At 40.2% G+C, this 26044-nt stretch carries 20 protein-coding genes; 4 read left to right on the top strand and 16 right to left on the bottom strand.

Features of this window, described 5'->3' with window-relative positions:
* Positions 1-360 precede the first annotated feature (360 nt).
* Positions 361-1566 carry an MFS transporter gene (locus tag H5115_RS06145; protein WP_182754253.1) on the top strand — a complete coding sequence of 402 codons (1206 nt, stop codon included), beginning with the start codon at positions 361-363 and terminating at the stop codon, positions 1564-1566.
* 73 nt (positions 1567-1639) lie between these two features.
* Here the strand turns inward: H5115_RS06145 and H5115_RS06140 are convergent, their stop codons facing one another.
* The 4 genes from H5115_RS06140 to H5115_RS06125 form a co-directional block, all read right to left on the bottom strand.
* Positions 1640-2686 (bottom strand): NAD(P)-dependent alcohol dehydrogenase, encoded by a 1047-nt coding sequence (locus H5115_RS06140; RefSeq protein ID WP_182754250.1) that lies wholly within the window; start codon positions 2684-2686, stop codon positions 1640-1642.
* Between the two features lie 142 nt (positions 2687-2828).
* Positions 2829-3542, bottom strand: a complete 714-nt coding sequence (locus H5115_RS06135; RefSeq protein ID WP_182754247.1) for a DUF1499 domain-containing protein — start codon at positions 3540-3542, stop codon at positions 2829-2831.
* A gap of 106 nt (positions 3543-3648) precedes the next feature.
* Positions 3649-4989, bottom strand: a complete 1341-nt coding sequence (locus H5115_RS06130) for a DUF1501 domain-containing protein (protein ID WP_182754244.1) — start codon at positions 4987-4989, stop codon at positions 3649-3651.
* Positions 4990-4998: 9 nt separating this feature from the next.
* Positions 4999-6906, bottom strand: coding sequence for a DUF1800 family protein (locus H5115_RS06125; protein ID WP_182754241.1), 1908 nt, complete (start codon positions 6904-6906; stop codon positions 4999-5001).
* A gap of 170 nt (positions 6907-7076) precedes the next feature.
* On the opposite strand from H5115_RS06125, the gene H5115_RS06120 reads away from it, so the two are divergent.
* Positions 7077-7292, top strand: coding sequence for a hypothetical protein (locus tag H5115_RS06120; protein ID WP_002958138.1), 216 nt, complete (start codon positions 7077-7079; stop codon positions 7290-7292).
* Between the two features lie 49 nt (positions 7293-7341).
* Here the strand turns inward: H5115_RS06120 and H5115_RS06115 are convergent, their stop codons facing one another.
* From H5115_RS06115 to hrpB, 4 genes are all read right to left on the bottom strand, one after another.
* A complete protein-coding gene (locus H5115_RS06115; protein WP_259396334.1) occupies positions 7342-8907 on the bottom strand; it encodes a diguanylate cyclase domain-containing protein in 1566 nt (521 codons plus the stop codon).
* 395 nt (positions 8908-9302) lie between these two features.
* On the bottom strand, positions 9303-9647 hold the full coding sequence (locus H5115_RS06110; RefSeq protein ID WP_165744382.1) for a hypothetical protein: 345 nt from the start codon (positions 9645-9647) through the stop codon (positions 9303-9305).
* 15 nt (positions 9648-9662) lie between these two features.
* Complete coding sequence (locus tag H5115_RS06105; protein ID WP_182754238.1) at positions 9663-10127, bottom strand: nuclear transport factor 2 family protein; 465 nt, start codon at positions 10125-10127, stop codon at positions 9663-9665.
* Between the two features lie 91 nt (positions 10128-10218).
* Entirely contained in the window at positions 10219-12645 is a 2427-nt protein-coding gene (gene hrpB / locus H5115_RS06100) for an ATP-dependent helicase HrpB (protein WP_182754235.1), read from the bottom strand.
* A 285-nt stretch (positions 12646-12930) separates the two neighbouring features.
* On the opposite strand from hrpB, the gene H5115_RS06095 reads away from it, so the two are divergent.
* Positions 12931-13128, top strand: a complete 198-nt coding sequence (locus H5115_RS06095) for a CsbD family protein (RefSeq protein WP_002958133.1) — start codon at positions 12931-12933, stop codon at positions 13126-13128.
* 62 nt (positions 13129-13190) lie between these two features.
* Here H5115_RS06095 and H5115_RS06090 read toward each other — a convergent pair whose 3' ends face one another.
* The 8 genes from H5115_RS06090 to H5115_RS06055 all read right to left on the bottom strand — a co-directional run bounded on the left by H5115_RS06090 (position 13191) and on the right by H5115_RS06055 (position 23961).
* Positions 13191-15452 (bottom strand): xanthine dehydrogenase family protein molybdopterin-binding subunit, encoded by a 2262-nt coding sequence (locus H5115_RS06090; protein ID WP_182754232.1) that lies wholly within the window; start codon positions 15450-15452, stop codon positions 13191-13193.
* Positions 15449-15946 carry a (2Fe-2S)-binding protein gene (locus H5115_RS06085; RefSeq protein WP_007376163.1) on the bottom strand — a complete coding sequence of 166 codons (498 nt, stop codon included), beginning with the start codon at positions 15944-15946 and terminating at the stop codon, positions 15449-15451. Before H5115_RS06085 ends, H5115_RS06090 begins: the two co-directional genes overlap by 4 nt.
* A gap of 187 nt (positions 15947-16133) precedes the next feature.
* Positions 16134-16889, bottom strand: a complete 756-nt coding sequence (locus H5115_RS06080; protein ID WP_182754229.1) for a hypothetical protein — start codon at positions 16887-16889, stop codon at positions 16134-16136.
* A gap of 61 nt (positions 16890-16950) precedes the next feature.
* Positions 16951-18309, bottom strand: coding sequence for a Fic family protein (locus H5115_RS06075; RefSeq protein WP_024593527.1), 1359 nt, complete (start codon positions 18307-18309; stop codon positions 16951-16953).
* 143 nt (positions 18310-18452) lie between these two features.
* Complete coding sequence (gene metH, locus H5115_RS06070; RefSeq protein WP_182754227.1) at positions 18453-21083, bottom strand: methionine synthase; 2631 nt, start codon at positions 21081-21083, stop codon at positions 18453-18455.
* 9 nt (positions 21084-21092) lie between these two features.
* Positions 21093-22166: a homocysteine S-methyltransferase family protein gene (locus tag H5115_RS06065; RefSeq protein ID WP_007376157.1), complete on the bottom strand. Its 1074-nt coding sequence runs from the start codon at positions 22164-22166 to the stop codon at positions 21093-21095.
* Positions 22156-23103 carry a homoserine O-succinyltransferase gene (gene metA / locus H5115_RS06060; protein ID WP_002958117.1) on the bottom strand — a complete coding sequence of 316 codons (948 nt, stop codon included), beginning with the start codon at positions 23101-23103 and terminating at the stop codon, positions 22156-22158. Before metA ends, H5115_RS06065 begins: the two co-directional genes overlap by 11 nt.
* 210 nt (positions 23104-23313) lie before the next feature.
* Entirely contained in the window at positions 23314-23961 is a 648-nt protein-coding gene (locus H5115_RS06055) for a porin family protein (RefSeq protein ID WP_182754225.1), read from the bottom strand.
* A gap of 333 nt (positions 23962-24294) precedes the next feature.
* Here H5115_RS06055 and ettA point away from each other — a divergent pair, with 333 nt between their 5' ends.
* On the top strand, positions 24295-25968 hold the full coding sequence (ettA, locus tag H5115_RS06050; protein WP_024596550.1) for an energy-dependent translational throttle protein EttA: 1674 nt from the start codon (positions 24295-24297) through the stop codon (positions 25966-25968).
* The last annotated feature ends 76 nt before the right edge of the window (positions 25969-26044 follow it).

Raw genomic sequence — 26044 nt, 5'->3', positions numbered from 1 at the left:
ATAAAAACCTTAAGGAGTAAATTAGTAAAAACATTAGCAAATTAATGTGATATCAACATGTAACTGTACTGTAAATATAAGCTCTAAATAACCTTTCGGCGAATATTTAACACCTTATAGATGCATGCTTTATAAATAGTTTTTTTATTTTATGAATTTTAAGTAGTATTTTCTTCTAATTAACATTTTAAAAACCTAACAAAAACACTAATTTATGCATGACTCTGTACTTTTTTTAACTTAAAATAGCACTTTCACAGACTACCCTCTCACACCAAAATTTAAGCATACATATAATATTTTCTATTCAGAATTTATTGTGCTGTTTCACTTTTAAAATTAAATCTTAAGGGATCATCTATGACATCAGATGTAACGTCGGCATCTAGTCAACTTAACAGAACCGCTATTTTACTCGTATTAGCACTTGGCACATTTATTTTAGGATTATCTGAGTTTTCGATGATGCCTATGCTGCCACTAATTAGCGAAACATTTGGCTCAACGCCCTCACAAAGTGGTTACGCAATTAGTGCTTACGCCATTGGTGTTGTAGTTGGTGCGCCTATTTTAATGCTCACTACAGCTAATATGAGAAAGCGCAAAGCATTGCTCATTTTTATAAGTTTAATGTTTATCTCAAACGGGTTAAGCGCGATGGCAACGTCGCTTGAGCAACTTGTAATATTTAGATTTTTAAGTGGCTTACCTCATGGTGCATATTTTGGTGCTGCTATTTTATTAGCATCAGATATTGCCCCAACAGGTAAGCGTGCAAGCTTTATGTCTAAGGTGTTTATGGGTTTAACTGTGGCTACTATTGTTGGCGTGCCTATAGTTACACTTGTAGGTCAAAATTTAAGTTGGCGTTATTGTTTAGCTGGCGCTGCAGTACTGGCCTTTATTGCTTTTGTTTTTGTTTATAAAGTAGTGCCTAATATCGATAACGCTAAGCCTTCTAACTTACTAAACGAGTTTGGCGTACTTAAAAATAAACTGGTTTGGTCTATTTTGGGTATTGTAATTATTGGCTTTGGCGGAGTGTTTTGTATTTATACTTACATTGCCGACACCATATTAGTGGTAACAAAAACAGCTCCGTATACTATTTCTATCGCAATGGTAATGTTTGGTATCGGTTGTACACTCGGTAACTATGTACTGGGTAAAGCTGCCGATAAATCAGCAATTAAAACGACTGGCCTTGCGCTTGTATGTACTATTGTATTTGCCTTTGCATATGTAACGGCAAGCCATAATATTTGGGCTCTTTACGCGGTGATCTTCTTTATTGGTTGCAGTGTGGGCTTGGCTACGCTGATTCAAACGCTTTTAATGGATGTTGCGCCCGAAGGCCACGCTATGATTGGTGCCTTAGTACAGTGCGCATTTAATACTGCCAATGCTATAGGTCCTTGGGTTGGCGGAATTGCAATAGCGCAAGGTGCTGCACCTAATCAAACAGGTTACGTAGCAGCTGCATTGTTTTTAGGTGGTTTGGGTATGTGGCTATTAAGTTACTTACAACTAAACAAACAGCAACCAACAGCGCAAACCGCTGGTTAATCTATACTTTAAATAGTAAATACAAAAAGAGCCGCTAATTAGCGGCTCTCTTATTTTTAATTTACCTAGTAAATTAAGCGTTTAACGATGCCATATCAATAACAAAGCGGTATCGTACGTCAGATTTTTCCATACGCTCGTATGCCGTGTTAATTTCGTCAATGTTGATCATTTCGCACTCTGGCAGCACGTTATTCTCACCGCAAAAATCAAGCATTTGCTGCGTTTCTGCAATACCACCAATAAGTGAGCCTGCTACTTGGCGACGACCCATTAACAGCGGCACCGTGTTTAGCTCTTCTACAGGGCCAACTTGGCCAACGATGATTAGTGCGCCGTCTATGTCTAATAAAGGCGTGTAGATTGAAAGGTCATGCTTAACAGGCACTGTATCAATAATTACATCGAAAGCCGACTGCGAGTCTTTCATTTCGTCATCATTAGATGACACTAAGTAGTGCTGAGCACCTAATTTAACCGCATCATCTTTTTTAGACTCACTACGGCCAATTACCGTAACGCTTGCGCCCATTGCAACTGCATTTTTAACGGCCATGTGACCAAGCCCACCTAGACCAACAACACCAACACGGCTACCTTTTTGTACTCCCCACTTATGAAGTGGCGAATACGTAGTAATACCTGCACAAAGTAGCGGTGCAACGCGTGAAAGGTCTAAATTTTCTGGTACAGAAAGTACAAATTCTTCGCGTACAACAACATGTTTAGAATACCCACCTTGGGTCATTTCACCACTAACGCGGTCTTTGCCTGCGTACGTACCAACCATGCCTTCGCGGCAAAATTGCTCTTCGTCGTTATCACATTGATCGCAACTTTGGCACGAATCAACCATACAACCAACAGCAACCGTGTCGCCTTGCTTGTATTTTTTAACGTCGCTACCTACCGACATAACTTTACCAACAATTTCATGCCCAGGTACTAATGGGTAGTCACTGCCACCCCAATCATTTCGTACGGCGTGTAAATCTGAATGGCACACACCACAGTATAAAATTTCAATTTCTACATCGTTATTTCGTAAATCGCGGCGCTCAAAAGAAAACTCTGTCAATTCAGAACCTTGGCTTTTTGCTGCATATCCTACTGTTTTCATAATAACTCCATAGTGGTTAAAAATTTAAATCATCAACAGCATAGTCCATAGCCCGTGAATAGAACCTGACAATATAAAATAGGCACAAAAAAGCCCAAACAGTATTTGGGCTCAATCGTTAGTACTAGGGCGCTAAATTTAATTATTTTGCAAGTAAGCTGTTTAGTTCATTAATAATTGAATGAATGCGCTCTGCATTTTTTCCTAAATCACTACGCCCTACTCGCGATTTACTACGAATATCAACAAAACGCTGGCTGCCTTCATCTTTAATACGAATTACCACATCGTCTTTAAAACCAAACCATGTGGTTGTATCAGTAGCTTCTACAATACCTGTAGCCGTATTTGCACTTACCACTGCAAAGCCAAGATTTTTAACTGCTTGTTCGCTTGCTGCCATCAAATCGGCTTTAGATTGTGCAAAGCTTAATGTCACCAGTTCAGGGTATGCTTTGCGTTGCTGTACTGCCGTTTCTTCGCCCGCGTATTCTACTGGGTTAGATGCGTTTGCACGTAGTGGCGCTATTGCTACAAATTTTGGTGGGTTAACTAAATCTGTTGAAATGTCATGAATTGCCGGTACGCTTTTAGCTTTGTTCATCATATTAAGTGGCATAGCAATAGCCACAACCGAAAACACAAGCGCAATAACACCACTGCTTAGCGTTAACGTTTTACGCATAAATAGCGCTTGTATTATAAGTAGCACCAATGCAGCGCCACCAGCGTAAACGCCAAATCTAAATCCCGTAAACGCAACCTTCAGTTCTACAATACCAAATTTATACAAAGGCCCTGGCAGTATGACGAGTAAAAAGGCGATTAGACTAACTAAGCTCACTAAAACTTTCATTTTATGATTCCTATATTGTGTGATTTTTATTATTAAAACAATTAAGCACTATTAACCAGTAGCTTATACTACTAACAAGTGCTTTTAGATTACTATTAGCGACTAATTACACAAAAAAGTCCAATGTTGTGTGATCAAAGTTACTCAAGTTTGGAAAAATATCAACAAGCTCAGAGCTTGGCACACCAAACCACTGAGCAAGTGTGGCAAAGTACTGCTCATTAGCAACACTTGGAATTAAACGCCCGCCACCGGTATCTTGTGGGCCATCCAAATGTTGGGTTAGTAGCTCACCATATATATTGCCGCCTTTTACTGCGCCGCCCATTACTATTTGGTTTCCTGCCCAACCATGGTCAGTGCCATCGCCATTTGAGGTCAACGTGCGACCAAAATCAGACATAGTAAACGTAGTCACTTTATCAGCCATATCAAGCTCTTTCATCGCACTATCAAATTCACTTAACCCTTGAGCTAACGTATTTAATAAAGCAGGGTGCGTTGTTAATTGGTTGTCGTGGGTATCATACCCCCCCATAGAAACAAAAAACACTTGGCGTTGAGTACTCAACTTTGCCTGTACGCTAATTGTTTTAGCGACTGCGGCAAATTGCTCACTAAGGCTATTATCGCTAAATGGGGTAATAAGTGCAGGCGCGCTTTCTAACGCGCTGTTCATTGCTTGAGTGTTATTTATCGCACTTGTTAAGCCATAGGCATAAGCTGTACTTAACGGATGGCTCGTATTGCCTAGTAAGCGGTTCATAATAGCGGTTACGTGCTCGCTACGAGGTTGATACCCTCCAAACGCGTTAATACTACTAATGCCGCTTTTGTTAAGCGCAAATGCATTGCTAGCACTTCCCGTTTGCCATAAATTAGTACCGTCGAGTGATACATTAGCTGCAAACTCATCTTGTAACTCTAAACGCTCTAAAAGTCGTGCGCCCCACCCGCTATTAAGTGATTGTTTTTCTCGACCATACATCCACGCAGCTTGCTGATCGTTATGCGAAAACAAATGCTTAGGCAAACCTATTGTTTTATTTTTATAGTCATTCAATGTTGTGGGAGCGAGTAAAGTACCTACCCCGCCTATAAATGCTAAATTTTGAGATTCAAACACATTTTGTATCGGTTCAAGTGAAGGATGAATACCAACGCCACCGGCAAACTGACTTTTAATGCTTAGCTCAATAGGGCTCTGTACCGCTAGGTTTTGCCTGCTTTGCTCGTACAAACTCCGTTGCTCGCCTTCAAGCGGAACGAGCATATTTAACGAATCATTCCCCCCGTATAAATACACACACACTAATGCTTTATAATCACCTAGCTCAACGGCATTAGTCGCTCCAGTTAATGCTTGTAATTGCAGGCTCGTTAACGCGGCAGCCGATACGCTGCCTTTTACACATAACGACAAAAACTCTCTTCTATTAATGCTCATTATGCGCTCCTAATACTGCACGTTAAATTCAGGTGAAATAGCAATCATATATAATAAATACGAAACCCGTTCACGGTATTGTTCTTCATTAAAGTAGGCATCTAAATCAAGTAATGCTTGGCGTGTGCCACTGCTCATTGCGCCTGCAAAATATAACGTGTTGTACTGAGTTAATAGCGCGCTAACACCGTTTTTCTCTAAAACATTCATGTCGTCTTGAATATAAACATAAATACCATTTGAATTTAAATCACTGTGTGCTTCAGCGGTACTCCACACTAAACTTGCGTAAAGCGCGTTCATGGTGCCAATTAGTGTTGTATCGTTTGCTATTTGTAATTCTGGCGCAACAATACCTTCATTTCGTAAAGCTGCGGTTTGATAATCAGGCCTAAAAAAGTTAAATACCGAAGCCGACTGCATTGGCCCTTGCCCATAGCTATTTATTAAATTCCACGTTTTATAATAACCAGCCAAAGATTTAGCATCGAGATTTCGCCAAAACTGTACAGTTTTTAAAATAGGCTCTTTAATTTTCCCTTGGTAATTAAGCACTGAACCAAAATGCCGCGCTTCATCATCTAAATAAATAGCCTTTACTACAGCCGCTAAATCGCCGCGTAAACCGGCGCCATTATCAATAAATACATTAGCTACTCGTTCAACGTATTGGGGGGTTGGGTTTGAGGTAATTAATCGCTGAATAAGCTGCTTAGTAATAAATGGCGCAACATTTTGATGGTTAAATAAATTATCGAGCGCTATTTGCAATGACTCTTCTGCTGTATAACCTTGTGGTATAACCTCGCCATTTAGTAAGGTTTTTTGTTTACTAGAATGGTACTCGTCAAATGCTTCCATTGGCTTAATATAGTCACGACTTTTACGCTTAAATGTTTCACTATCGGCAAACGTCCAACCAGTAAATACGCGTGCAAAACCCTCTATTTCGACCTGCCCGTAAGTGGCAATGGTATTACCTTGTGCATCAAGCTTGGCGCTGCCATCTAGGTTTAGCTCTTCAAGGCCAATAGTAAATAACTGCATTACTTCACGTGCGTAATTTTCGTCTGGGCGAATATTAAGTGCATCGTCTGCTTTTTCGTTACCCAAATGGCTTAAGTAAGTTCCCATAATAGGCGAAAGCGTGACATCTTCGAGTAAGTCACGATAATTACCAAAGGCATGCTTTAGTAGCAAATCGTAATAAGTGATCATGCCCTCAGGTTGGCCTCTTAAGGCACTGTTTTCATCCGACACTACTAATATTTCACTTAACGCAAATGCAACACGTTGACGAAGTTGATCGTCACTTTGCATTACAGCCTTCCACCATGCGTCTATGCGGCTTATGTATTTAAAGTCATCATCGTCATTTAACTTTACTAAATAATCACGGTGATAATTAATAGGTAGCGCTATTTGTTTATCAAGCCATTGCTGCTCGCTTAAACCTTGTGCGTTTTGTATTTCACTAAGCTTAGGTCCCATTGTTGCTTGGTGTAGTAACCGTGCGGCGCTAATGTCGTCCAAATTATTACGTGCAGTAAAGCTTAGGGTTTTTACATTGCTTGCCCCTTCATTGTCGGTTGCTGTGACCGAAAAAGCGTAATCAACAGGCTTATAACTTTGCGCATTTAGCAGTGTTACTGAAGTAGTTGTTGCCTCTAAAGCTCCACTAATTAGTTCAGGCCCTTGCGTTTGTTGCCACACAACAGATGTAATAGTGCCGTCTTTATCACTGGCTGTTGCTGTTAGCTCAATTGTTTGGCCTTTACTTAATTCACTAGGAATATCAGCGACTGACAAAATGGGGATTTTATTTCCGTTAACGGTTGGCGTATCATCGGAGCCTGAACCACCGCAAGCGCATAGTATAAAAACCGAGCTTGCGATAAGAGCAAATTTATAATGCATGTAAAGTCGTCATCATTTGTTAATTAAAGTACGTTAGTGTGTACCGAGTTTAATGCATTTATTGAAACACAAAATTTACAATTTAACTCTTTATTTTTTGTAACCGAATCATGAACGCCCCATTAATAATGCGCTAGCAGCTGGGGTAAACAGCCAGAGCTTTATTATTTATGAAAACAGAAATTCGCTATTGTTTTGAATCTTCACAAGTTGCTAACAGATTTTTACACGAGCTAAAAGACTGGCCGGTTAACGATGTAAAAACACGACTTTTTAATGGCGGCGATAGTGTAAAAGTGACATACGAATACGACGAAAGTGGTTTTGATTACACTTGCGCCGAACTTGACGACCTAGCACAGAGCCATGGCGGGAAAGAGGTTTGAGCGTTTAATAATAAAAAACAGCTGATGCATCTTTAATAATTGATTTAAATTATATAGATTTGATTAATGTTTTATCTCTACCTGAGTTTTTCGCTTCGTAAAGCATTATGTCAGCTTCTTTAATTAGTGATTGAATAGACACATTATTACCACTCAAGGTTTCTTTTGTAGCAAATACACACCCAGCACTAATTGTTAAATATTTACGTACCGGCGACGCTTCATGAGGTAAATTTAACTCCCGAACCGCCAAAAGCAATTGCTGAGATATATTTACAAACTCTTCATAAGAAAGCTCTTTAAAGAATAATATGAACTCTTCGCCGCCATAGCGCGCAACTGTACCTGTGTTTTGCTTTGCCATTTGTTGTAATTTACCAGCTAGGAGCTGTAAAGCATTGTCTCCGCCTTGGTGACCATAAAAATCGTTATAATTTTTAAAGTGATCTACATCAAGTAATATTACTCCAAAGGCATTTTGTTGCTGTTGAGCCTGTTCCCATTGCGCCGCTATAATTTCATCAAAGGCACGCCTGTTGTAAATTTGGGTTAACCCATCAATTTTACTTATTTTTTCGAGCTTAGAATTTTGCTCTTTTACTTGTTTAATTAACGCATTAAAACCGCTAATTAAAACGCGCATTTCTAAAAATTGATTAGTGAACCTCAAAGGCTGTAAATCGTTTTTAACCAACATTGAATTAATAGCGGACGCACCACTAATAAGCGGTTCAATAAAATAACGATTTACAATATAAAAACCTAATAATGACATTACAAAAAACATTAACAAAATAAGCTTTAAATAATGATCAAATAAAACTGGCAGTGTTTGGTGATGGTGCTTAATGTTCAAAGCAAGCAATGGCTTACCATTTACATCTAGAATCACCCTCTTCCTTTGAGTGGCAATGTCCTCTTCTTGGAGGCTCCCTTTAAGCGTCGCAATATCGTTTAAAGAACTACCGTGTGCTATTTGTGTATAGCTAAGCTCCACTTGTGCAATTTCCGCTAAGGATTTGATCAACGACTGTCTTACTTTTTTTATAAAAACAATACTACCAACAGGCTCACCTGTTTTATCTGTTCGCTTTATTACATGCGATGCAAACATGATAGGGCCGCCCGCTGTTTGTAAAAAACCAGAATGACTTAAACTACTGTCGTCATTAACAGCTTTTGGATTAGGAATAATTGCGCGGTTTAATTTATTAACCTGTAAATCTAAATCAGGCGCATCAAACTCCCTATGCTTCATATAATCATACGCTTGTCCGTAAACCATATTAAAGTTTACATCGTAGATAAACACACCATCAATTTTGAGAGAATAGAAGGTATCCCCTACAAAGTTTGAATCTACATATTCTGCGTCAAAATCAGCCATATAATCATAGGTGTCATCCCATACGGCGTAGTCATAATTAAGTGTTTCTAAAAATATAAACTCTCTATCAAGCGCAATTTTAAGACTCAGTAATTCACGATTTTGATAATCTTCAATACTAGTATTTATAGTCGGCAGGCTAAAAAAATAGCGGTACCCAACTAATAAACTCGTTACAAAGCACATTAAAATCAAAGTACCTATTATTACAAAAAATCTTAATGTCATAGTCTCTATCTAATCGTGTAGAATTAAGTCAAAGTAGCTTACGTTTTATGTTTTAGACTTCTGCATCTAAATTATAAATAATTAGCTTCTTACTAAAGCGTAGTATAAATTCATGAGCAGGTATAAACAAAGCTTACTATTAAGTTTTATAGCGTTAAAACGTTAGCACTTTCAATAATATATTTAATATAGACATAAAATTATACCAATTCGCTTAATTAATTGGTCTATTTTGAGGGCGGAAAAACGTGTTGATAGCTAGGCAAAAAATTAGCTATTTAGTTGTTCTAAATGAGAATTTTTTAACGCAGGTAGCGACACGTTTAGCCTCGCAAAATGATTAAGTATTATTGCGAATTGGTATTACACATTTAATGTAATACAAAAAGCTGAAACTATTTCGCTACCGAAACTTCCACTTTCGATGAAGATGAACTCGCAAGATCCAGTACTTCATAATAATTTAAGCCATCAATTTTTTTACCAATAATAAAGTAATTCATTTCATTCATCATGGTTGGGTCGCCCAAAACATCTTCTGCGCTTTGCACATCAGAAAATTGAATTGCAATTAAGGCGCCTATAAAGCGCATTACATCTTGAGATTTTAATGTCTTTAAAACTTTATGAACTCCGGCCTGAGTTGACTCAGGTGTAGAACCATCAAATCTAAAATCACTTTTTGTACTAGCGCATGCACTAAGCATTAATATTGATAGTGCGATAAGTAAATGTTTCATATATATCCTTATTTTTTATTCGTGATACTTGCGTATCATCGCCACTTTACCGTTTTCAAGTTCTATTACTTCCATCATTGTGGAGGTGTATTCTATTGGCTGCTTACTTTGCGGGTGAATGCCCTTTGCATGACTCTTATAACGAATAGCAAAGCCTGTATCATTAAACACAAATGTATTAAGCAGTGTGCTTTCAAACAACGTGTGCGCATCTAAGTAAAAACTCATACCTTTGCGCATCTGCTCTTTGCCATCAGGAGTACGTGAGTCATCCGGTTGATATGGAATATGCTGATTACCAATATCATCGGTTAACAATGCAAGATAAGCCTCAAGCTCTTTAGCACCTGCGTTAGGTGCTTGTGTTGCGGTCATTGTTTTATAGTATTGCTGCGCAAATGCATTTAAGTCGAGTGGCTTTTCAGCATAAGCCGAAAAAGCAGTTACTAGAGCCAAACCTAACGTTAAAAGTAACCTCATTGACTATTCCCTGTAGTTAAAAATATTTTATAGGTACATTACCTTAGTAAGTTCAATAATCAAACAAAATCAGTTTTAAGTAAATTAACACCTACATTTTGCTCTTTACTCTGTTGGTTGCAACGCTGTTGGCAGGGTCGTCTGGCCAAAAGTGTTTAGGGTAACGACCTTTCATTTCCTTTTGCACATCGCGGTAACTGCTAGCCCAAAAGTGCGCTAAATCTTGAGTAAGTTGCAATGAGCGTTTACCTGGCGATAACAACTCCATAAGCAGTGGCAGTTTACCGTTGGCAAGCATAGGCGTACTGGTCAAGCCGTAAACTTCTTGCATACGCACGCTTAGCTTTGCGGGGCCATCAAGCTGGTATTCTATTTTTATATTTGAGCCACTTGGCACCGTTAAGCGCAGTGGTAACAGTGCTTTTAAAGCTGTTTGTTGTTGCCAATCAAAACAGTTTTGTAATGCTTCAAAGTAGTTAAACTTTTTAAGCTGCGTGAGCGTTTTAATATCTTCTAAAAACACGCCTAGCCACTGCGCTGCATTTTGAATAAGTTGTTGCTCGTTTATTTGCGGGAATTTATCGGGCATTAAATTACTTGCTAGGCTCATACGTATCAGCAATTGTTGCGCATCAGGTTGCTCGTTAAATAAAGCAAAACCGTGTTTAGTAAATAAGCTAAGCCACGCTTTAGCACGCTCGCTCTTATCTAGTTTTTGTTTACTAGGCTGGCTGCTGAGCGTTATAGCCCCGAGTTTCACTTCATCTTGATGAATAAAGCGCGCTGATTTTTCATCAAACTCACAACGAGTAAGTTCACCAAATAAATGCGGTAAAAATTCTTGTAACTCAAATGGGTTAAGCGCGGTGGCTGTAAATATACGCCCTCCTTTGTGCCCGCCCATGGTTGCTATAGCTAAGTAATCGTCGTTGTGCCAGTAATCGACATTTAACTCAGCACCTGCACCATTGGCAAGTAGGTAACCATTACCACGTTTTTTAGCAATACGATCTGGGTATGCCAATGCCACTAGCAAACTAATATAATGCGTATTTAATTCGCTGTTTTCGTCTTTTACTTTTAAGCGGCTTTGCCAATACTTTAACTGTTGTTTAAATACCGGATGCGGACGTTGCTGTTGGCTATGCAGCGCTAAACTCAACTCGTTTGCGCTATTTACTCGGCTCTCAAGTAATGCCACTAAATAAATAGCGAGCCTAAAAATACCAGGGAGTTGGTCATCAAGTATTTGTGCTTTCAATAGCATATGCGCCAAACGAATATCAGCACCAAAACCTAACATTTTACTGCCAAGCGGTGTGAGCTTACCCTTGCTATCAATAGCTTCTAGCATGTTAAGCAGGTTACTTGCTTGCTCACATTGTTGCTCAGTGGGCTTATCGAGCAAGGTTAGCTCATCAATACTGGCTCCCCACTGCTTTGCCTCAAGCATAAGTTGGCTTATGTCTGATGTGAGTATTTCGGGATTGTCGTGGCTATTACGTCGCTCAAAGGTTTGCTTTGAGCCAATTCGATAAACAATGCCCGGCTCTATTCGTCCTGCACGCCCTGCACGCTGAACAGCAGACGAGCGCGATATACTTTGTGTTGTGAGCTCAGTAACCCCTGTTTTTAAATTAAAGGTGGCTGCACGGCGCTTGCCGCTGTCAATTACAATGCGTATACCTTCAATAGTTAAACTGGTTTCGGCTACATTGGTGGTAAGCACTACTTTGCGCATGCCGTTTAGTGCAGGAGCAATAGCAGTTTGCTGATTAGCTTTATCCTGCTCGCCAAATAGCGTTGCAACTTGGCAGTTACTGGGTAGATCGGTGAGCGCTTGTTGCACGCGTAGTATTTCAAATTGCCCAGGTAAAAATACCAATGCGCTACCTGTTTGCTCATTAAGTGCTTGTTTTATTATGTTAGGAATTGCATCAAGCCAGCGACTTTCATCTTTTATGGGTATGTATACTTCGTCTATTGGATAGCTGCGACCGCTTGATTGAATTACAGGGCAGTCAAAAAAAGCTGTATAGCGCTCTGTATCTAGCGTTGCCGACATAAGCATGATGGTTAAATCTTCACGCAGTGCACTTTGGGTCTCGAGCGCAAAGGCAAGTGAGGTATCGGCTGCAATTGAACGTTCATGAAATTCATCAAATATCAGTAAATCTATATCGCTTAATTCGGGATCGTTTTGCAGCATGCGCGTTAGCATGCCTTCGGTAACTATTTCAAGGCGCGTATTAGCGCTTACTTTACTCTCACCTCTAATCCGCAAGCCCACACTTTGCCCAACACTCTCGTTTTGGCACTTTGCTAAGTAACTTGCAATATTACGTGCAGCTAAACGGCGAGGCTCTAGCATTACAATACGTTTAAAATGCCCATCGCGCATTAGTTGCAGCGGCAACCACGTAGATTTACCCGCACCAGGCGGTGCTTGTAATAACGTAATAGGATTACTTTGTAATGTAGTAACGAGTTGTTGATATATGTCTTGAACCGGCAGCACTGCTATTTACCAAAAATTGCTTTGTGTGCATTGTAACAAAAACCAAAAATAAACGCGCCGCTAAAGCTGTGTGGTTATAAAGGATTTAATTAAGGGTTACATAATCAGAAATAATTACAGACCGCTCTGTACATTTTTTAAGGATGTGCTCACAACATTAATCATTACTGCCTCAATAAAAACATAACACCATGATTATAAATATAAAATAAAAATTTAACTTATTGGTACACGCCTTGCTCTTTTTATACTGAACGTTAATTAAATCTAAGTAAGGAGAAACTTATGAACAGCGATCGTATGAAAGGTAATTGGAACGAACTTAAAGGTAAGGCGCAACAAAAATGGGGCGATCTTACTGACGACGATTTAGACAAAATTGAAGGTAGCCGTACAGAGCTAGTGGGTAAAATTCAGCAGCAGTATGGTAAATCTAAAGAAGAAGCAGAGCGTGAAGTTGATGAGTTTGAAAAAACTCACTAATCGCTAACTTCTAAAAAAACCGCCATTTGGCGGTTTTTTTGTTTAAGCTGTAGGTTATTTAGCTACGCTTTTAATTGGTTACCAATCGGTAACTGCCTAATACGCTTTCCGCACGCTGCAAAAATAGCATTACATAATGCTGGCGCATAAACCGGTGTAGACGGCTCGCCTACCCCTGCTGGTGGTGCATCACTTTGTACAATTTCAACTTCAATCTCAAGAGGTGAATCGCTCATACGCGGTACGCGATAATCATGAAAGTTACTTTGCTGCACGCGGCCTTTATCAAAGGTAATACCATCGCTGATTGCAGTTGTAATCCCATAAATAGAACCACCTTGGGTTTGGTTTTTAACGGTGTCGGTGTTTACAACCGTACCCGCGTCAATGGCAACCCACGATTTAATTACGTTTAAATCGCCAGCATCCGACACTTCTACCTCAACTACCGTAGCTACGTAAGTTAAAAAGCTTCTGTGTGCTGCTATGCCTAAACCTCGACCTTTAGGAAGCTCTCGCCCCCATTTACTCATGTCAGCTACTTTTTCAATAACATGGCGCAGTCTGCCAATATCTAGAGGATAAACCGCTTTATCGCCACCGTAATTATCGTATGTGGCATTTTGCTCAGTTACATCAACAATGCGACTCGGACCTATGGTGTCTAGTAAATAGTCTTTTTGGTCGCGACCGGCTTTGTGCGCCGCTTCGCCAATAAATGACTGAATAGCAAAGGCATGAAAAATATTTGATACAGAACGCATCCAACCAATTCGTGCTTTGGCAGGGGCATCACCGTTTTCTAACTTCATGTTAGGTGTGTTAATTGGGTTATCGGTAAACCCTAAGCGCAGTTCAAAGCTCCCTGGCGTAGTCGCCCCTTCTGAAAAGGTAGAGGTAATTGGTGAAAACGCGGTGCGGTGTAAATACGATTCTATTGCGCCATTTTTATCTAGCGATGCTTCAATGTGCTGAGCCGAAACCGCATGGTAAAAACCATGTTGTATGTCGTCTTCACGCGTCCATTGCACACGAATAGGCTTGCCTACTTTCATTGAAAGGTAAGCTGCTTCTGCTGAAAAGTCAGGTTTTGACTTACGCCCAAAACCGCCTCCTAACATGGTAACGTGAACATTAATTTTGCTCTCATCCATGCCAAGCATTGCAGCCACTGTTTTCATATCGGCTTGTGGATTTTGCGTAGCAGCCCATATATCAACACTATCTTTGTTGTACATAGCTGTTGCACACGGCGGCTCCATTGGTGCTTGAGCAAGATGCGGCGCGTAATAATCAGCTACGAGTTTATTGCTCGATTTAGCCAACACGCCCATGGCATCGCCTTTATCACGTATGTTTGCCTGTGGAGTTTGTATAGTTTTTAGTAATGACTTTTTAAATTCTTTTGAATTGTAATCGCCATTTTTGCCATCATCCCACACCACTTTTAATGCTTTACGCCCTTGCCATGCAGCCCATGTATTTTTAGCTATAATCGCAATACCGCCTTTTGGCTGAAACTGCGGCGCGCCTTTTGGTGCAGGAATTTCAATAACATCTATAACACCGTTTATCGCTTTTGTAGCACTGGCATCAAATGACTTAACAACACCGCCTACCACTGGCGGACGTTCAATTATAGCCACCAGCGCTTTTGGTTCGCGTACATCGGCTGCAAATATTGCTTTACCTGTTACTAAATCGGCTAAATCTATGTGCGCCATGCCAGTATTAATGTAGCGCCATTCTTTGCGTGTTTTAAGTGTTAGTTTGTCAGCTTCAGGTGGCGTTATTGTAAGCGCTAAGTCGATTAAATCTTTATAAGTAAGCGATTTACCTGAGCTGTGTGTAACAACGTGTTGATTGGCTGTACAGGTCTGCGGGTCAACTTTCCAATACTTAGCGGCAGCGTGCTGCATCATGTAACGCACACTTGCGCCCATTTCACGCAGGCGCTTCATGTTGTAGCGAATACTGCGCGAGCCATCGGTATTTTGATCGCCGTATTTAGGGTCGCCATTACCCTGAATAACAATAACCTTATCCCACGCGGCTTCCATTTCATCGGCAACTATTTGTGCAATCGCGGTGCGAATTTGCTGACCCATTTCAGAGCGATGGCAGGTTATTTCAACCATGCCGTCTGGGCGCAGTGCAATAAATAAGTTTGCGCGTTTTGCTTGCTCAGATGGCTGCTCTAATACACCCGCAAATGCTCTTGGCGCACTGCCTACAAAATAAGTACCAAGTACCAATGCACCTATTGCGCTAGTTTTTAAAAACTTACGGCGGTTTAAATCAAAGTATTTGTTATCTTGGTTCATACTTCTTCCCCTTGTTCATTTGGGTCAAAATATTGAACACTCGCCATTGTTTTAGCAGCTGATTTAATTGCTTTATGAATACGCGGGTATGTACCACAACGGCAAATATTTCCCGACATATTACTTACTATTTCATCGTCAGTTGGGGTTGGGTTTGCTGCTAATAAACTCGCAGCTTGCATCATTTGGCCGCACTGGCAAAAACCACACTGCGGTACTTTATGCTCAACCCATGCTTGTTGCACTGGATGGTCGCCCTGCTCGCTTAGCCCTTCAATTGTCGTAATTGAACGCCCTGCTGCTGCCGCTACAGGCAATACACACGAGCGCTGAGCTACCCCATCAATATGCACGGTACACGCACCGCACTGAGCCATACCACAGCCAAATTTAGGCCCAGTTAAATTCAATTCATCTCGGAGATACCATAATACTGGCGTTGACGGATCGCCAGAAAACTCATGTTTATTACCATTAATGGTAAGCGTGATCATACTAAACTCCTTGGCAAAGCGCTTTACAGGAGGGTTCCTTGTTGCGCGAGAACTATTTTTAATTACTTACTATTTTATACTTACTACTTTTAGCCTACCACTTAGATCTGTTTTATAAAAATACTAATTATTAGAACGTTTTACTGCTAAAAACAGTTCTACATTACCAAGCGTACTAAAACATACATTAATGAGTACTTATAACATCTTCAAATAGTAATCGCTCATCGTCTTTATAAACTTCAAGCCAACCTGGAGATGATGTATCACAGCCAATAATGGTTACATGTAGTATGTAACTATAACGCCCATTTTTAAACGTATAATGGTGATTACCGCCATTGCCACTAACCGTTACATCGCCGTTAAATAAAACCATATCAGGCTTATCCTTTGCTCTTTTATCAATATTCCACACTGCATATCGATAATTATGATCGCCTAAATCATCAACACGAATATGGTAGTTAGCCGTTTTCCAATCGAGTACTGGTTTTTCAAAGTTATTAATACTTGCGTGCAAGGATTGCTTACCTTGTTCGATTAAGCTTTTTGCAAGTGTCTGCTCTTTAGTATTTTGAGTATTTACAGCAATAATTTTACCGTCAGTATCTACCCACATAACGCCGTTATTTAGCATAATGCCGCGCCAACCTACTTTATCCCAATCAGTATCAATGTTTGAACTGGCAATAACTGCTACTAACTCATCATTAAACACTTCATCAAAGCTGTTAATAAGCTCAGCTTCACTTTTAATGTCAGGTATGGGGTATCGTCGTTTTAGCGGGTAGCGAATAAGTGCTGCAATCGCAGGTTTATCGTCACCTTCAAAGGCAGCAATGACAGGTAAAACGAACTCATGATATTTTTGTTCAAGACCGAATGTGTTTGTGGTAAAAAGTAGAAATAGCCACGACATTATGTGAATAAAAAACTTCATTTATAGTCCTTTCTTGAAGCCCCCTAAAAAACCAGAGCTAGATCCACGAAAAATAAAAGTATTAACTTTTCCATGACTCAATTATTTTTTTCTGGCTCAACATACTGTAAACCCATTCCCTACCCTGTTTTTCTTTTTTAAATAAATTTAGCTCAACTAAACCATTTAAAACATTTGATGCAGTATTATAAGCGCATCCTAAATTTTCTTTTACATTCATTGCAGTAAATTGGTGTGCGACTCCACTTCTTGCGACTTGGAAAACAGTTTGTTGCTTATCGTTTAACTTTCTATATAAACCAGATTCCCAAAGCCATTTATTAAAAGTTTCTGCATCCTTAAGAGTATTTTTATAGGATTCTTTAAACTGACTTATTGCACGTATAACGACACTGCACTGGTAGTCTATAAAGTATGTTAGATCCATATTATCTGTTTCACTATAAAGGTAGCTTTTACCATATTTGATTGGAGCTGACTTTAAAAGTACGCTGATAGCTATATATCTAAATGCTGCAAAGTCATTTTTAAACATATACCAATAGAATAAAGCTCTAGCAACCCTCCCATTACCATCTCTGAATGGATGCTCATAACCAATAACAAAATGTAATGTGATAGCTTTTATTAATGGATGAAAATACTCTTTATTATCAACATCATGATGACATTCATTTACCCACTTTGATAATTCTTTAATACGTTTTGTTAAACCTTCTGCTGGTGGAGGAATATGGACTGTCACTCCTTCAGAATCAACAACTTCAACGTCATTCGTAACTCTAAATACACCGGGAGTGTAATTATCATTATCAATATTTTCGACGCCTTCTTGGTGGATAGAAAGTATTAAATCAATCGACAAGTCTCTGTGTCTATTATCCCAAGCAAACTTCATCATCTTAAAGTTTCCAACAATCATTTTTTCGTCTGGAGATCTTGGCTTTCTTTTTCTTTTCAGCAAGTCCTTTGCTACTTTAGTTGTTGTTGCAGCTCCCTCAAGCTGGCTGCTACTTATAGCCTCATCCTCAACTAAATCATTTAGTAAATATTCTAAATGCTTTTCTTCACCAATCTTACTGCACATCCACTCTAAGGAAGCACTAGTTGTGTTTCTGTCTGTTTCTGAAAGTGCTTTTTGGATTGTAGGTGTTAAGTAAAACTTACAATTTTTTGATGGAAAACCTACTGATATGATGTGTCTCAATTGCCTATCTCTGGCAAGCTTGACGATAGACCATGATATTTTTTGATCTAAGTTTTTTGGTAGACGATATTTAAAGTCATCAAAATGTAAATAACGACCTTTTGTATCTACGGGTGAAAATAGCTCTAAGTAATCTTCTAATTTATTAGGCTCTTTTTCTGCTATGAGTTGAAAAGGGTTTTTTATTAATTCTTGCGGTGGTTTATTTACCATTTTAATCTCAAAAAGTAGCAATATTGAAATAAGAATAAACTAATTCATTAACCTTGTCTCACTTTATGTATAAATTGAAATATAAAATACAAAAAAGCGAGCTTAATTAAGCTCGCTTTTGTTTTAACGGACAGCTGTTCTATTTACTCCGGATCATACCCCAAGTTAGGCGATAGCCAACGTTCTGCCTCTTCAAGCGTCATATTGGTTCGCTTAGCGTAGTCTTCTACCTGATCCTTTTGCACAGCTGCTACGGCGTAGTATTTAGCCTCGGGGTGTGAGAAGTACCAACCCGAAACAGCAGCACCTGGCCACATGGCATACGAGCTAGTTAGCTGCATACCAATGCGCTTTTCGGTATCGAGCAACTGCCAAATTTTCTTTTTCTCGGTGTGCTCTGGGCACGCTGGGTAACCTGGCGCTGGGCGAATACCTTGGTAGTTTTCGCGTATTAGCTCATCGTTTGCTAGGTTTTCGTCTGGTGCAAAACCCCAATACTCTTTACGTACTTTTTCGTGTAGGTATTCTGCAAACGCTTCGGCGAGCCTGTCGGCAACCGCTTTAACCATTATTTTGTTGTAATCGTCTTGCTGTGCGTCAAACGCATTTGCTAAGTCGTCTTCTTCTAGGCCGCCAGTTACTGCAAACGCGCCAAAGTAATCAGGCGTGCCTTTTGATGCTATGTAGTCGGCTAGGCAATAATTAGCAAAGTCGGTTTTTTCGGTTTGCTGGCGTAAATGGCATGAAGTAGTTAATACTTCTTTGCGTGTTTCGTCGGTGTATATTTCTATGTCATCACCCACGCGGTTAGCCGGGAATAAACCAATTACACCAAGTGGTTGCAAACTGCCTGCTTTTTCAAGGTCGTCTAACATATCGTTAGCGTCTTTAAATAAGCTTTGTGCTTGCTCGCCTACTACTTCATCGTCCATTATGCGCGGGTATTTACCGGCAATTGACCACGTCATAAAGTATGGCGTCCAATCTATGTATTTACGCAAAGTAGCAATTGATACGTTTTTAAACTCGGTCACGCCCAGCTTGTTAGGCACAGGTGGTGTGTAGTTATCCCAATCAAGCTTTGCTGCGTTATCGCGTGCGCGCTGGATTGTAACAGGCTTAGAGCGTGGTTTTTTACGCGCTTGTTGCTCGCGTACTTTTACATATTCAGCTTTAGTTTTAGCTAAAAAGTCAGGTTTAATGTCTTTTGATAATAAGTTTGAAACCACACCAACTGCACGGCTTGCGTTATTTACATACACAACGCCTTTGTCATATTGCGGCTCAATTTTTACTGCGGTGTGCGCTTTAGAGGTAGTTGCACCACCAATAAGTAGCGGCAGTTCAAAACCACGGCGTTTCATTTCTTTTGCTACGTGTACCATTTCGTCAAGCGATGGGGTAATTAAGCCCGACAAACCAATAATATCGGCTTTTTCGTCGATGGCGGTTTGCAGTATTTTATCGGCAGGTACCATTACGCCTAAATCAATAACTTCGTAGTTATTGCATTGCAGTACCACGCCTACAATGTTTTTACCTATGTCGTGTACGTCGCCTTTTACGGTCGCCATCACTATTTTACCATTGGTTGAACCTTCTTCTTTTTCGGCTTCAATAAATGGGTCTAAGTAGGCTACGGCTCGTTTCATTACGCGCGCCGATTTAACCACTTGTGGTAAAAACATTTTACCTGCGCCAAATAAATCACCTACCACGTTCATGCCATCCATTAACGGCCCTTCAATTACGTGAATAGGTTTATCGGCAGCAGCGCGGCACTCTTCGGTATCTTCATCTATAAAGGTAGTAATGCCTTTTACAAGCGCGTGCTCAAGGCGTTTTTCAACAGGCCATGTGCGCCATTCTAAATCTTCTACTCGCTCGGCTTGTGCCATACCAGAGTATTTTGGTGCAAGCTCTACTAAACGCTCGCCTGCGCCTGGGTCTGTGTTAAGTATTACGTCTTCAACGGCTTTACGAAGCTCTTCTGGTATGTCGTCGTAAACGGCGAGTTGCCCTGCATTTACAATCCCCATATCCATACCCGCTTTTATGGCGTGGTATAAAAATACCGAGTGAATAGCTTCACGTACTGGGTTATTACCTCTAAATGAAAACGATACATTAGACACCCCGCCCGACACTTTACAGTGCGGTAATTTTTGCTTAATACGGCGTGTGCCTTCAATAAATTCTACTGCGTAGTTGTCGTGCTCTTCTATACCGGTGGCTACGGCAAATATATTAGGATCGAATATAATATCTTCTGGTGGAAAACCAATGTCTTCTACTAATATTTTGTAGCTGCGGGCACATATTTCATATTTACGGTCTGCTGTATCAGCTTGCCCGTCAGTATCAAACGCCATTACAACGGCAGCTGCACCAAAGCGTTTTATTATTTTAGCTTGGCGAATAAACGGCTCTTCGCCCTCTTTTAGCGATATAGAATTAACAATGGCCTTACCTTGAATACACTTTAAGCCTGCTTCTATTACTTCCCACTTAGAGGAGTCGACCATAATGGGTACGCGTGAAATATCAGGCTCTGAGGCTATTAAGTTTAAAAACTTAACCATCGCGGCTTTTGAGTCCAACATGGCTTCGTCCATGTTTATATCAATAATCTGTGCGCCATTTTCTACTTGTTCGCGGGCCACTGTTAGCGCGGCTTCAAAGTCTTCTTCCATGATTAAACGTTTAAACATGGCAGAACCGGTTACATTGGTACGTTCGCCGACATTAGTAAATACTGCTATTTGTTGGGTCATGTTGGCTCCTTAATTTAAGTTACAGGCTTCAAGGCCTGATAAACGCATGCGTACTTCAAGCTCTGGCAGTTGGCGTGGTTTAACGCCTGCTAAACCTTTTGCAAAAGCCCGAATATGCGCAGGCGTGGTGCCACAACATCCACCTACTATATTAATAAAGCCCGATTTACCCCAATCGATAATTTCGGCTGCCATTTCAGGCGCTTCTAAGTCGTATTCACCAAACTCATTAGGCAAGCCCGCATTAGGGTGTACCGATGTAAAGGTTTCGCACACGCGCGAAAGCTCTTCTACATATTGGCGCAGTAAATCAGGGCCAAGCGCGCAGTTTAAACCAATCGAAATAGGCTTAATATGGCGAATAGAGTTATAAAATGCTTCGGTTGTTTGCCCAGAAAGCGTACGCCCTGAAGCGTCGGTAATAGTGCCCGAGATCATAACTGGTAATGTGCGCCCTGCTTGCTCAAAGGCTTCTTCTACACCAAACGAGGCGGCTTTTGCATTAAGCGTGTCGAATATAGTTTCAATTAGTATTAAGTCGGCGCCGCCTTCCATTAATGCAAGGGTAGACTCTACATACGCAGTAACCAGCTTATCAAAGGTGACGTTTCGGTAACCCGGATCGTTTACGTCTGGCGAAATTGAACACGTTTTAGATGTCGGCCCTAAAACACCGGCTACATAGCGCGGCTTTTCTGGCGTTTTAGCCGTAAATTCATCGCAAATTGCGCGTGCTAATTTAGCCGACTCTACGTTTATTTCACGGCTTAGGTTTGCCATGTCGTAATCTTCCATCGAAATAGTGGTCGAGTTAAACGTGTTGGTTTCGATAATATCGGCGCCCGCTGATAAAAAACCACGATGAATATCAGTGATTAAGTCGGGCTTAGTTAGGCTTAATAAATCGTTATTGCCTTTAATTAATACATGCCAGTCTTTAAAACGCTCTCCGCGATAGTCTTCTTCTTCTAGCTTATGATCTTGGATCATGGTGCCCATAGCGCCATCTAAAATTAAAATGCGTTCTTTTAATGCGGCACTTATTTCGGCTTGCTTATTATTTGTAGGCGCGTTATTCGGCATAGTTGTTAGTCCTCACGTCTTGGCTAACTAAATTAATATCATACGGTGTGGTTTGGTACACGTAGTAATTTAACCAGTTCGAAAAAAGTAAAAAAGCATGGCTTTGCCACGTTTTTGAAGGTTGTTTGGTTGCATCGTCATCCGGAAAGTAATTTTCGGGCTTTGGTGCATTAGGGCTTTTTTTACAATCGCGCTCGTATTCTGCCTTTAGCGAGTCGGCGTCGTACTCTGGGTGGCCGGTTATAAACACTTGGCTACCTGATTTATTTTTAAGTAAGTAAGCCCCTACTCGCTCAGAACCTGCCAGTACAACGAGCTCTTCACAGGCGTTTATTTTATTTATATCAATATGGCCGTAGCGTGAGTGCGGTACTAAAAAGGTATCGTCGAATCCGCGAGTCAGTGCACCGTGATCAAAATAACACTGGTGAGTAAATACGCCACACAGTTTATCGTCTTTTAAATCGCGTTTTAAATTGTAACGGTGATATAACGCTGCATGCGCTGCCCAACACGAAAATAACGTAGAGGTAACGTGTTGCTCAGCCCAATCAATAATGACCTTTAGCTCATCCCAATACGCTACATCGTCGTATTCTAAATGGGCAAGTGGCGCACCGGTTACTATTAATGCATCGTAATTGTTGTCTTTAACCTCAGAAAAATAACGGTAAAAGGTATCAAGGTGCTCTTCTGAATTGCTGCTACTGCGGTGAGTGTCGAGGCGCAGTAGTTCTACGTTTACTTGCAAAGGCGAATTGGCAAGTAAGCGAATAAACTGAACTTCGGTTTCTACTTTATTAGGCATCAAGTTTAAAATAGCCAAACGCATTGGGCGTATTTCTTGCGTTTTTGCACGACTTTTTGGCATTACAAATACGTTTTCTTGACGTAAACGTGCAATTGCCGGCAACTCGTCTTTTACTGTAATTGGCATACTTTACTCCTGCTCATAAAAACCGAGGCTTAATTATGAACTGAAAGTAAAAAATATCAACCTCTAGATGTATAGATGTCCAAATGAAATTTATTCATGGTTTTTTTAAGACTTACTAAAAGCTATAGATGAGGGGCAGTGCATTTATATTGAAGTACTTTGTTTTAGTGAATTGAAACAGCGCTACTAAAATCAGTAGCGCTATTATAATTAAAAACGATAATTTACAGATAAATTAAGAGCGTAAATATCGCCTTCATTTGTATCAAAATATTGGTATTCAGCACTTACTTGCCAGCGTTGAGTTAGCCTAAAGTCAACGCCAGTTCCGTACGTTACGCCGCCTTCATCGTAGTTTTGCTCAGTTATTAGCGTAGAATTTGTATCTGTACCAGTTATTGATTCTGCAAGGTTTTTTAAGTCGCCTTCATTGTAACTTAATTTATTTCTACCATAGCCACCAAATAAAAACACATCAGCTCGAGATGAAATTGGATAATTAGCTTTTACAAATATACTTGTTTGCAAATCAAGGCTTGAATCGATTTCGCTCTTAATGAATTCTGAACTAAGCGAGCCGTCCTGTGGGTTCTGAGTGTAAACAATTCCGTTTAGAGGCATTGACTCATCATTTAACCCAAAACCTATACGCCCTTCTAATGCAAAGTAACGCGAAAACTGATATCCAAACCGGCCATAAAGCGTTGTAAACTGTATGCTATCACTCTCGTATACATCAATTTGCGTAGACCCTATCCCTATTCCTTGGTAATAACCATTTACGTGGAGTATGTCTGCTTGGCTCGAAAATGAGTATAAACCTAAAAGTAATGCCCCTAACTTTGTAACTATTTTCATGTTCATTCCTTTAAACCTTTGTAATATTTAATAATGTGATGTTTAACAACAAACTAAGTGTGGCCTGCCTATATAACTTGCTTATACTTTACAGTTTGTAAATATACTGTACCACTTTTGTTAAAAATGGAATGTATTTGAACAATATAAAACAATAGATTACAGAATTTTACACAATAGAAATCCTGTAATAGCAGTGTTTTTAACGAGCAATCAAAACAAAGTACCGCTTAGGTAAGTGCATTGTTCTATACAGCATTCGTTGACTGTTTCACCCGTCAGCCACTACAATACAACATTGAAATTTTTATTATTATTTGAAGGCTTTCCTCCATGGTTTTACCTGATAAATTTATATTCTCGATGAGTCGAGTATCTAAGGTTGTGCCACCTAAGCGCACTATCTTAAAAGATATTTCGTTGCACTTTTTTCCTGGCGCTAAAATTGGTGTGCTTGGTTTAAACGGTTCTGGTAAATCTACGTTACTACGTATTATGGCCGGTGTTGACCAAGATTTTGAAGGTGATGCACATCCTCAGCCTGGTACTAAAATTGGCTATTTACCGCAAGAACCTGTTTTAGACGAAAGTAAAACAGTACGTGAAACTGTTGAAGAAGCTGTTGGCGAAGTTAAACACGCACTTAAACGTCTTGACGAAGTGTATAACGAATACGCCATGGAAGACGCTGACTTTGACGCACTTGCAAAAGAGCAAGGCGAGCTTGAAGCTGTTATTCAAGCGCACGATGGTCATAACATCGACAACGTTTTAGAACGCGCAGCTGATGCACTTCGCCTGCCAGAGTGGGATGCTAAAATTGAGCACCTTTCAGGTGGTGAGCGTCGTCGTGTTGCTATATGTCGATTATTACTTGAAAAACCAGACATGCTTATTCTTGATGAGCCTACTAACCACTTAGATGCAGAGTCGGTTGCATGGTTAGAGCGCTTCTTACACGATTACGAAGGCACTGTTGTGGCAGTAACGCATGACCGTTACTTCCTTGATAATGTAGCTGGCTGGATATTAGAGCTTGACCGTGGTGAAGGTATTCCATGGGAAGGTAATTACTCTTCTTGGCTTGAACAAAAAGATGCGCGCTTACAGCAAGAACAAAAATCTGAAAAAGCACGTCAAAAATCAATTGCGCAAGAACTTGAATGGGTTCGTTCAAACCCTAAAGGTCGTCAAGCTAAGTCAAAAGCACGTATGGCTCAGTTTACTGAAATGCAGCAGTCTGATTACCAAAAACGTAACGAAACTAACGAGATGTTTATTCCACCTGGTCCGCGTTTAGGTGACCAAGTACTTGAAGTAACTAATCTTCGTAAGAGTTTTGGCGATCGCGTTTTAATTGATGACTTAAGCTTTAGCATGCCAAAAGGTGCCATTGTGGGCATTATTGGCGCGAATGGCGCGGGTAAATCAACGCTGTTTAAAATGATAAGCGGTGAGCAAACGCAAGACAGCGGTAACATCAGCGTTGGCGAAACAGTACACCTTGCGACCGTTGATCAGTTCCGCGACGGTATGGACGAAAGCAAAACTGTTTTCCAAGAAATATCAGACGGACAAGACGTACTGAAAATTGGTAACTTTGAGTTCCCAAGCCGAGCATATGTAAGTCGCTTTAACTTTAAAGGTAACGATCAGCAAAAGTTTGTTAAAGACCTATCAGGTGGTGAGCGTAACCGCTTACACCTTGCTAAGTTATTAAAAGCTGGCGGCAATGTGTTACTACTCGATGAGCCAACCAATGACTTGGACGTTGAAACACTACGTGCACTGGAGAACGCTATTTTAGAGTTCCCTGGTTGTGTAATGTGTATCTCGCATGACCGTTGGTTCCTTGACCGTATTGCTACACATATTTTAGATTACCGTGATGAAGGTCAAATTAACTTCTTTGATGGTAACTACACTGAATATGAAGAGTGGCTTAAAAAGACCCTAGGCGCTGAGGCAACTCAACCTAAACGTATTAAGTACAAAAAAATTGGCTAAAAATATTGGTTAATTTTATGTTTGTATAACTTAAGCCCTGCACTTTGCAGGGCTTTTTTATGCCACCAGCATTACA

The organism is Pseudoalteromonas sp. SR44-2, from assembly GCF_014163745.1.
Classification (GTDB): domain Bacteria; phylum Pseudomonadota; class Gammaproteobacteria; order Enterobacterales; family Alteromonadaceae; genus Pseudoalteromonas; species Pseudoalteromonas distincta.
Note: the sequence above shows the minus strand (reverse complement) of the source record. Positions and strands in the feature narration are given on the sequence as shown.

Bases quoted from the DNA above. Each gene is read 5' to 3' on its own strand.
- metH (WP_182754227.1), bottom strand. From the start codon at position 21,083: ATGACCCAACAAATAGCAGTATTTACTAATGTCGGCGAACGTACCAAT.
- H5115_RS06110 (WP_165744382.1), bottom strand. From the start codon at position 9,647: ATGAAACATTTACTTATCGCACTATCAATATTAATGCTTAGTGCATGC.
- H5115_RS06080 (WP_182754229.1), bottom strand. From the start codon at position 16,889: ATGAAGTTTTTTATTCACATAATGTCGTGGCTATTTCTACTTTTTACC.
- H5115_RS06095 (WP_002958133.1), top strand. From the start codon at position 12,931: ATGAACAGCGATCGTATGAAAGGTAATTGGAACGAACTTAAAGGTAAG.
- H5115_RS06125 (WP_182754241.1), bottom strand. From the start codon at position 6,906: ATGCATTATAAATTTGCTCTTATCGCAAGCTCGGTTTTTATACTATGC.
- H5115_RS06055 (WP_182754225.1), bottom strand. From the start codon at position 23,961: ATGAAAATAGTTACAAAGTTAGGGGCATTACTTTTAGGTTTATACTCA.
- H5115_RS06075 (WP_024593527.1), bottom strand. From the start codon at position 18,309: ATGGTAAATAAACCACCGCAAGAATTAATAAAAAACCCTTTTCAACTC.
- H5115_RS06140 (WP_182754250.1), bottom strand. From the start codon at position 2,686: ATGAAAACAGTAGGATATGCAGCAAAAAGCCAAGGTTCTGAATTGACA.
- metA (WP_002958117.1), bottom strand. From the start codon at position 23,103: ATGCCAATTACAGTAAAAGACGAGTTGCCGGCAATTGCACGTTTACGT.
- H5115_RS06135 (WP_182754247.1), bottom strand. From the start codon at position 3,542: ATGAAAGTTTTAGTGAGCTTAGTTAGTCTAATCGCCTTTTTACTCGTC.
- ettA (WP_024596550.1), top strand. From the start codon at position 24,295: ATGGTTTTACCTGATAAATTTATATTCTCGATGAGTCGAGTATCTAAG.
- H5115_RS06105 (WP_182754238.1), bottom strand. From the start codon at position 10,127: ATGAGGTTACTTTTAACGTTAGGTTTGGCTCTAGTAACTGCTTTTTCG.
- H5115_RS06145 (WP_182754253.1), top strand. From the start codon at position 361: ATGACATCAGATGTAACGTCGGCATCTAGTCAACTTAACAGAACCGCT.
- H5115_RS06090 (WP_182754232.1), bottom strand. From the start codon at position 15,452: ATGAACCAAGATAACAAATACTTTGATTTAAACCGCCGTAAGTTTTTA.
- H5115_RS06120 (WP_002958138.1), top strand. From the start codon at position 7,077: ATGAAAACAGAAATTCGCTATTGTTTTGAATCTTCACAAGTTGCTAAC.
- H5115_RS06085 (WP_007376163.1), bottom strand. From the start codon at position 15,946: ATGATCACGCTTACCATTAATGGTAATAAACATGAGTTTTCTGGCGAT.
- H5115_RS06130 (WP_182754244.1), bottom strand. From the start codon at position 4,989: ATGAGCATTAATAGAAGAGAGTTTTTGTCGTTATGTGTAAAAGGCAGC.
- H5115_RS06115 (WP_259396334.1), bottom strand. From the start codon at position 8,907: ATGACATTAAGATTTTTTGTAATAATAGGTACTTTGATTTTAATGTGC.
- H5115_RS06065 (WP_007376157.1), bottom strand. From the start codon at position 22,166: ATGCCGAATAACGCGCCTACAAATAATAAGCAAGCCGAAATAAGTGCC.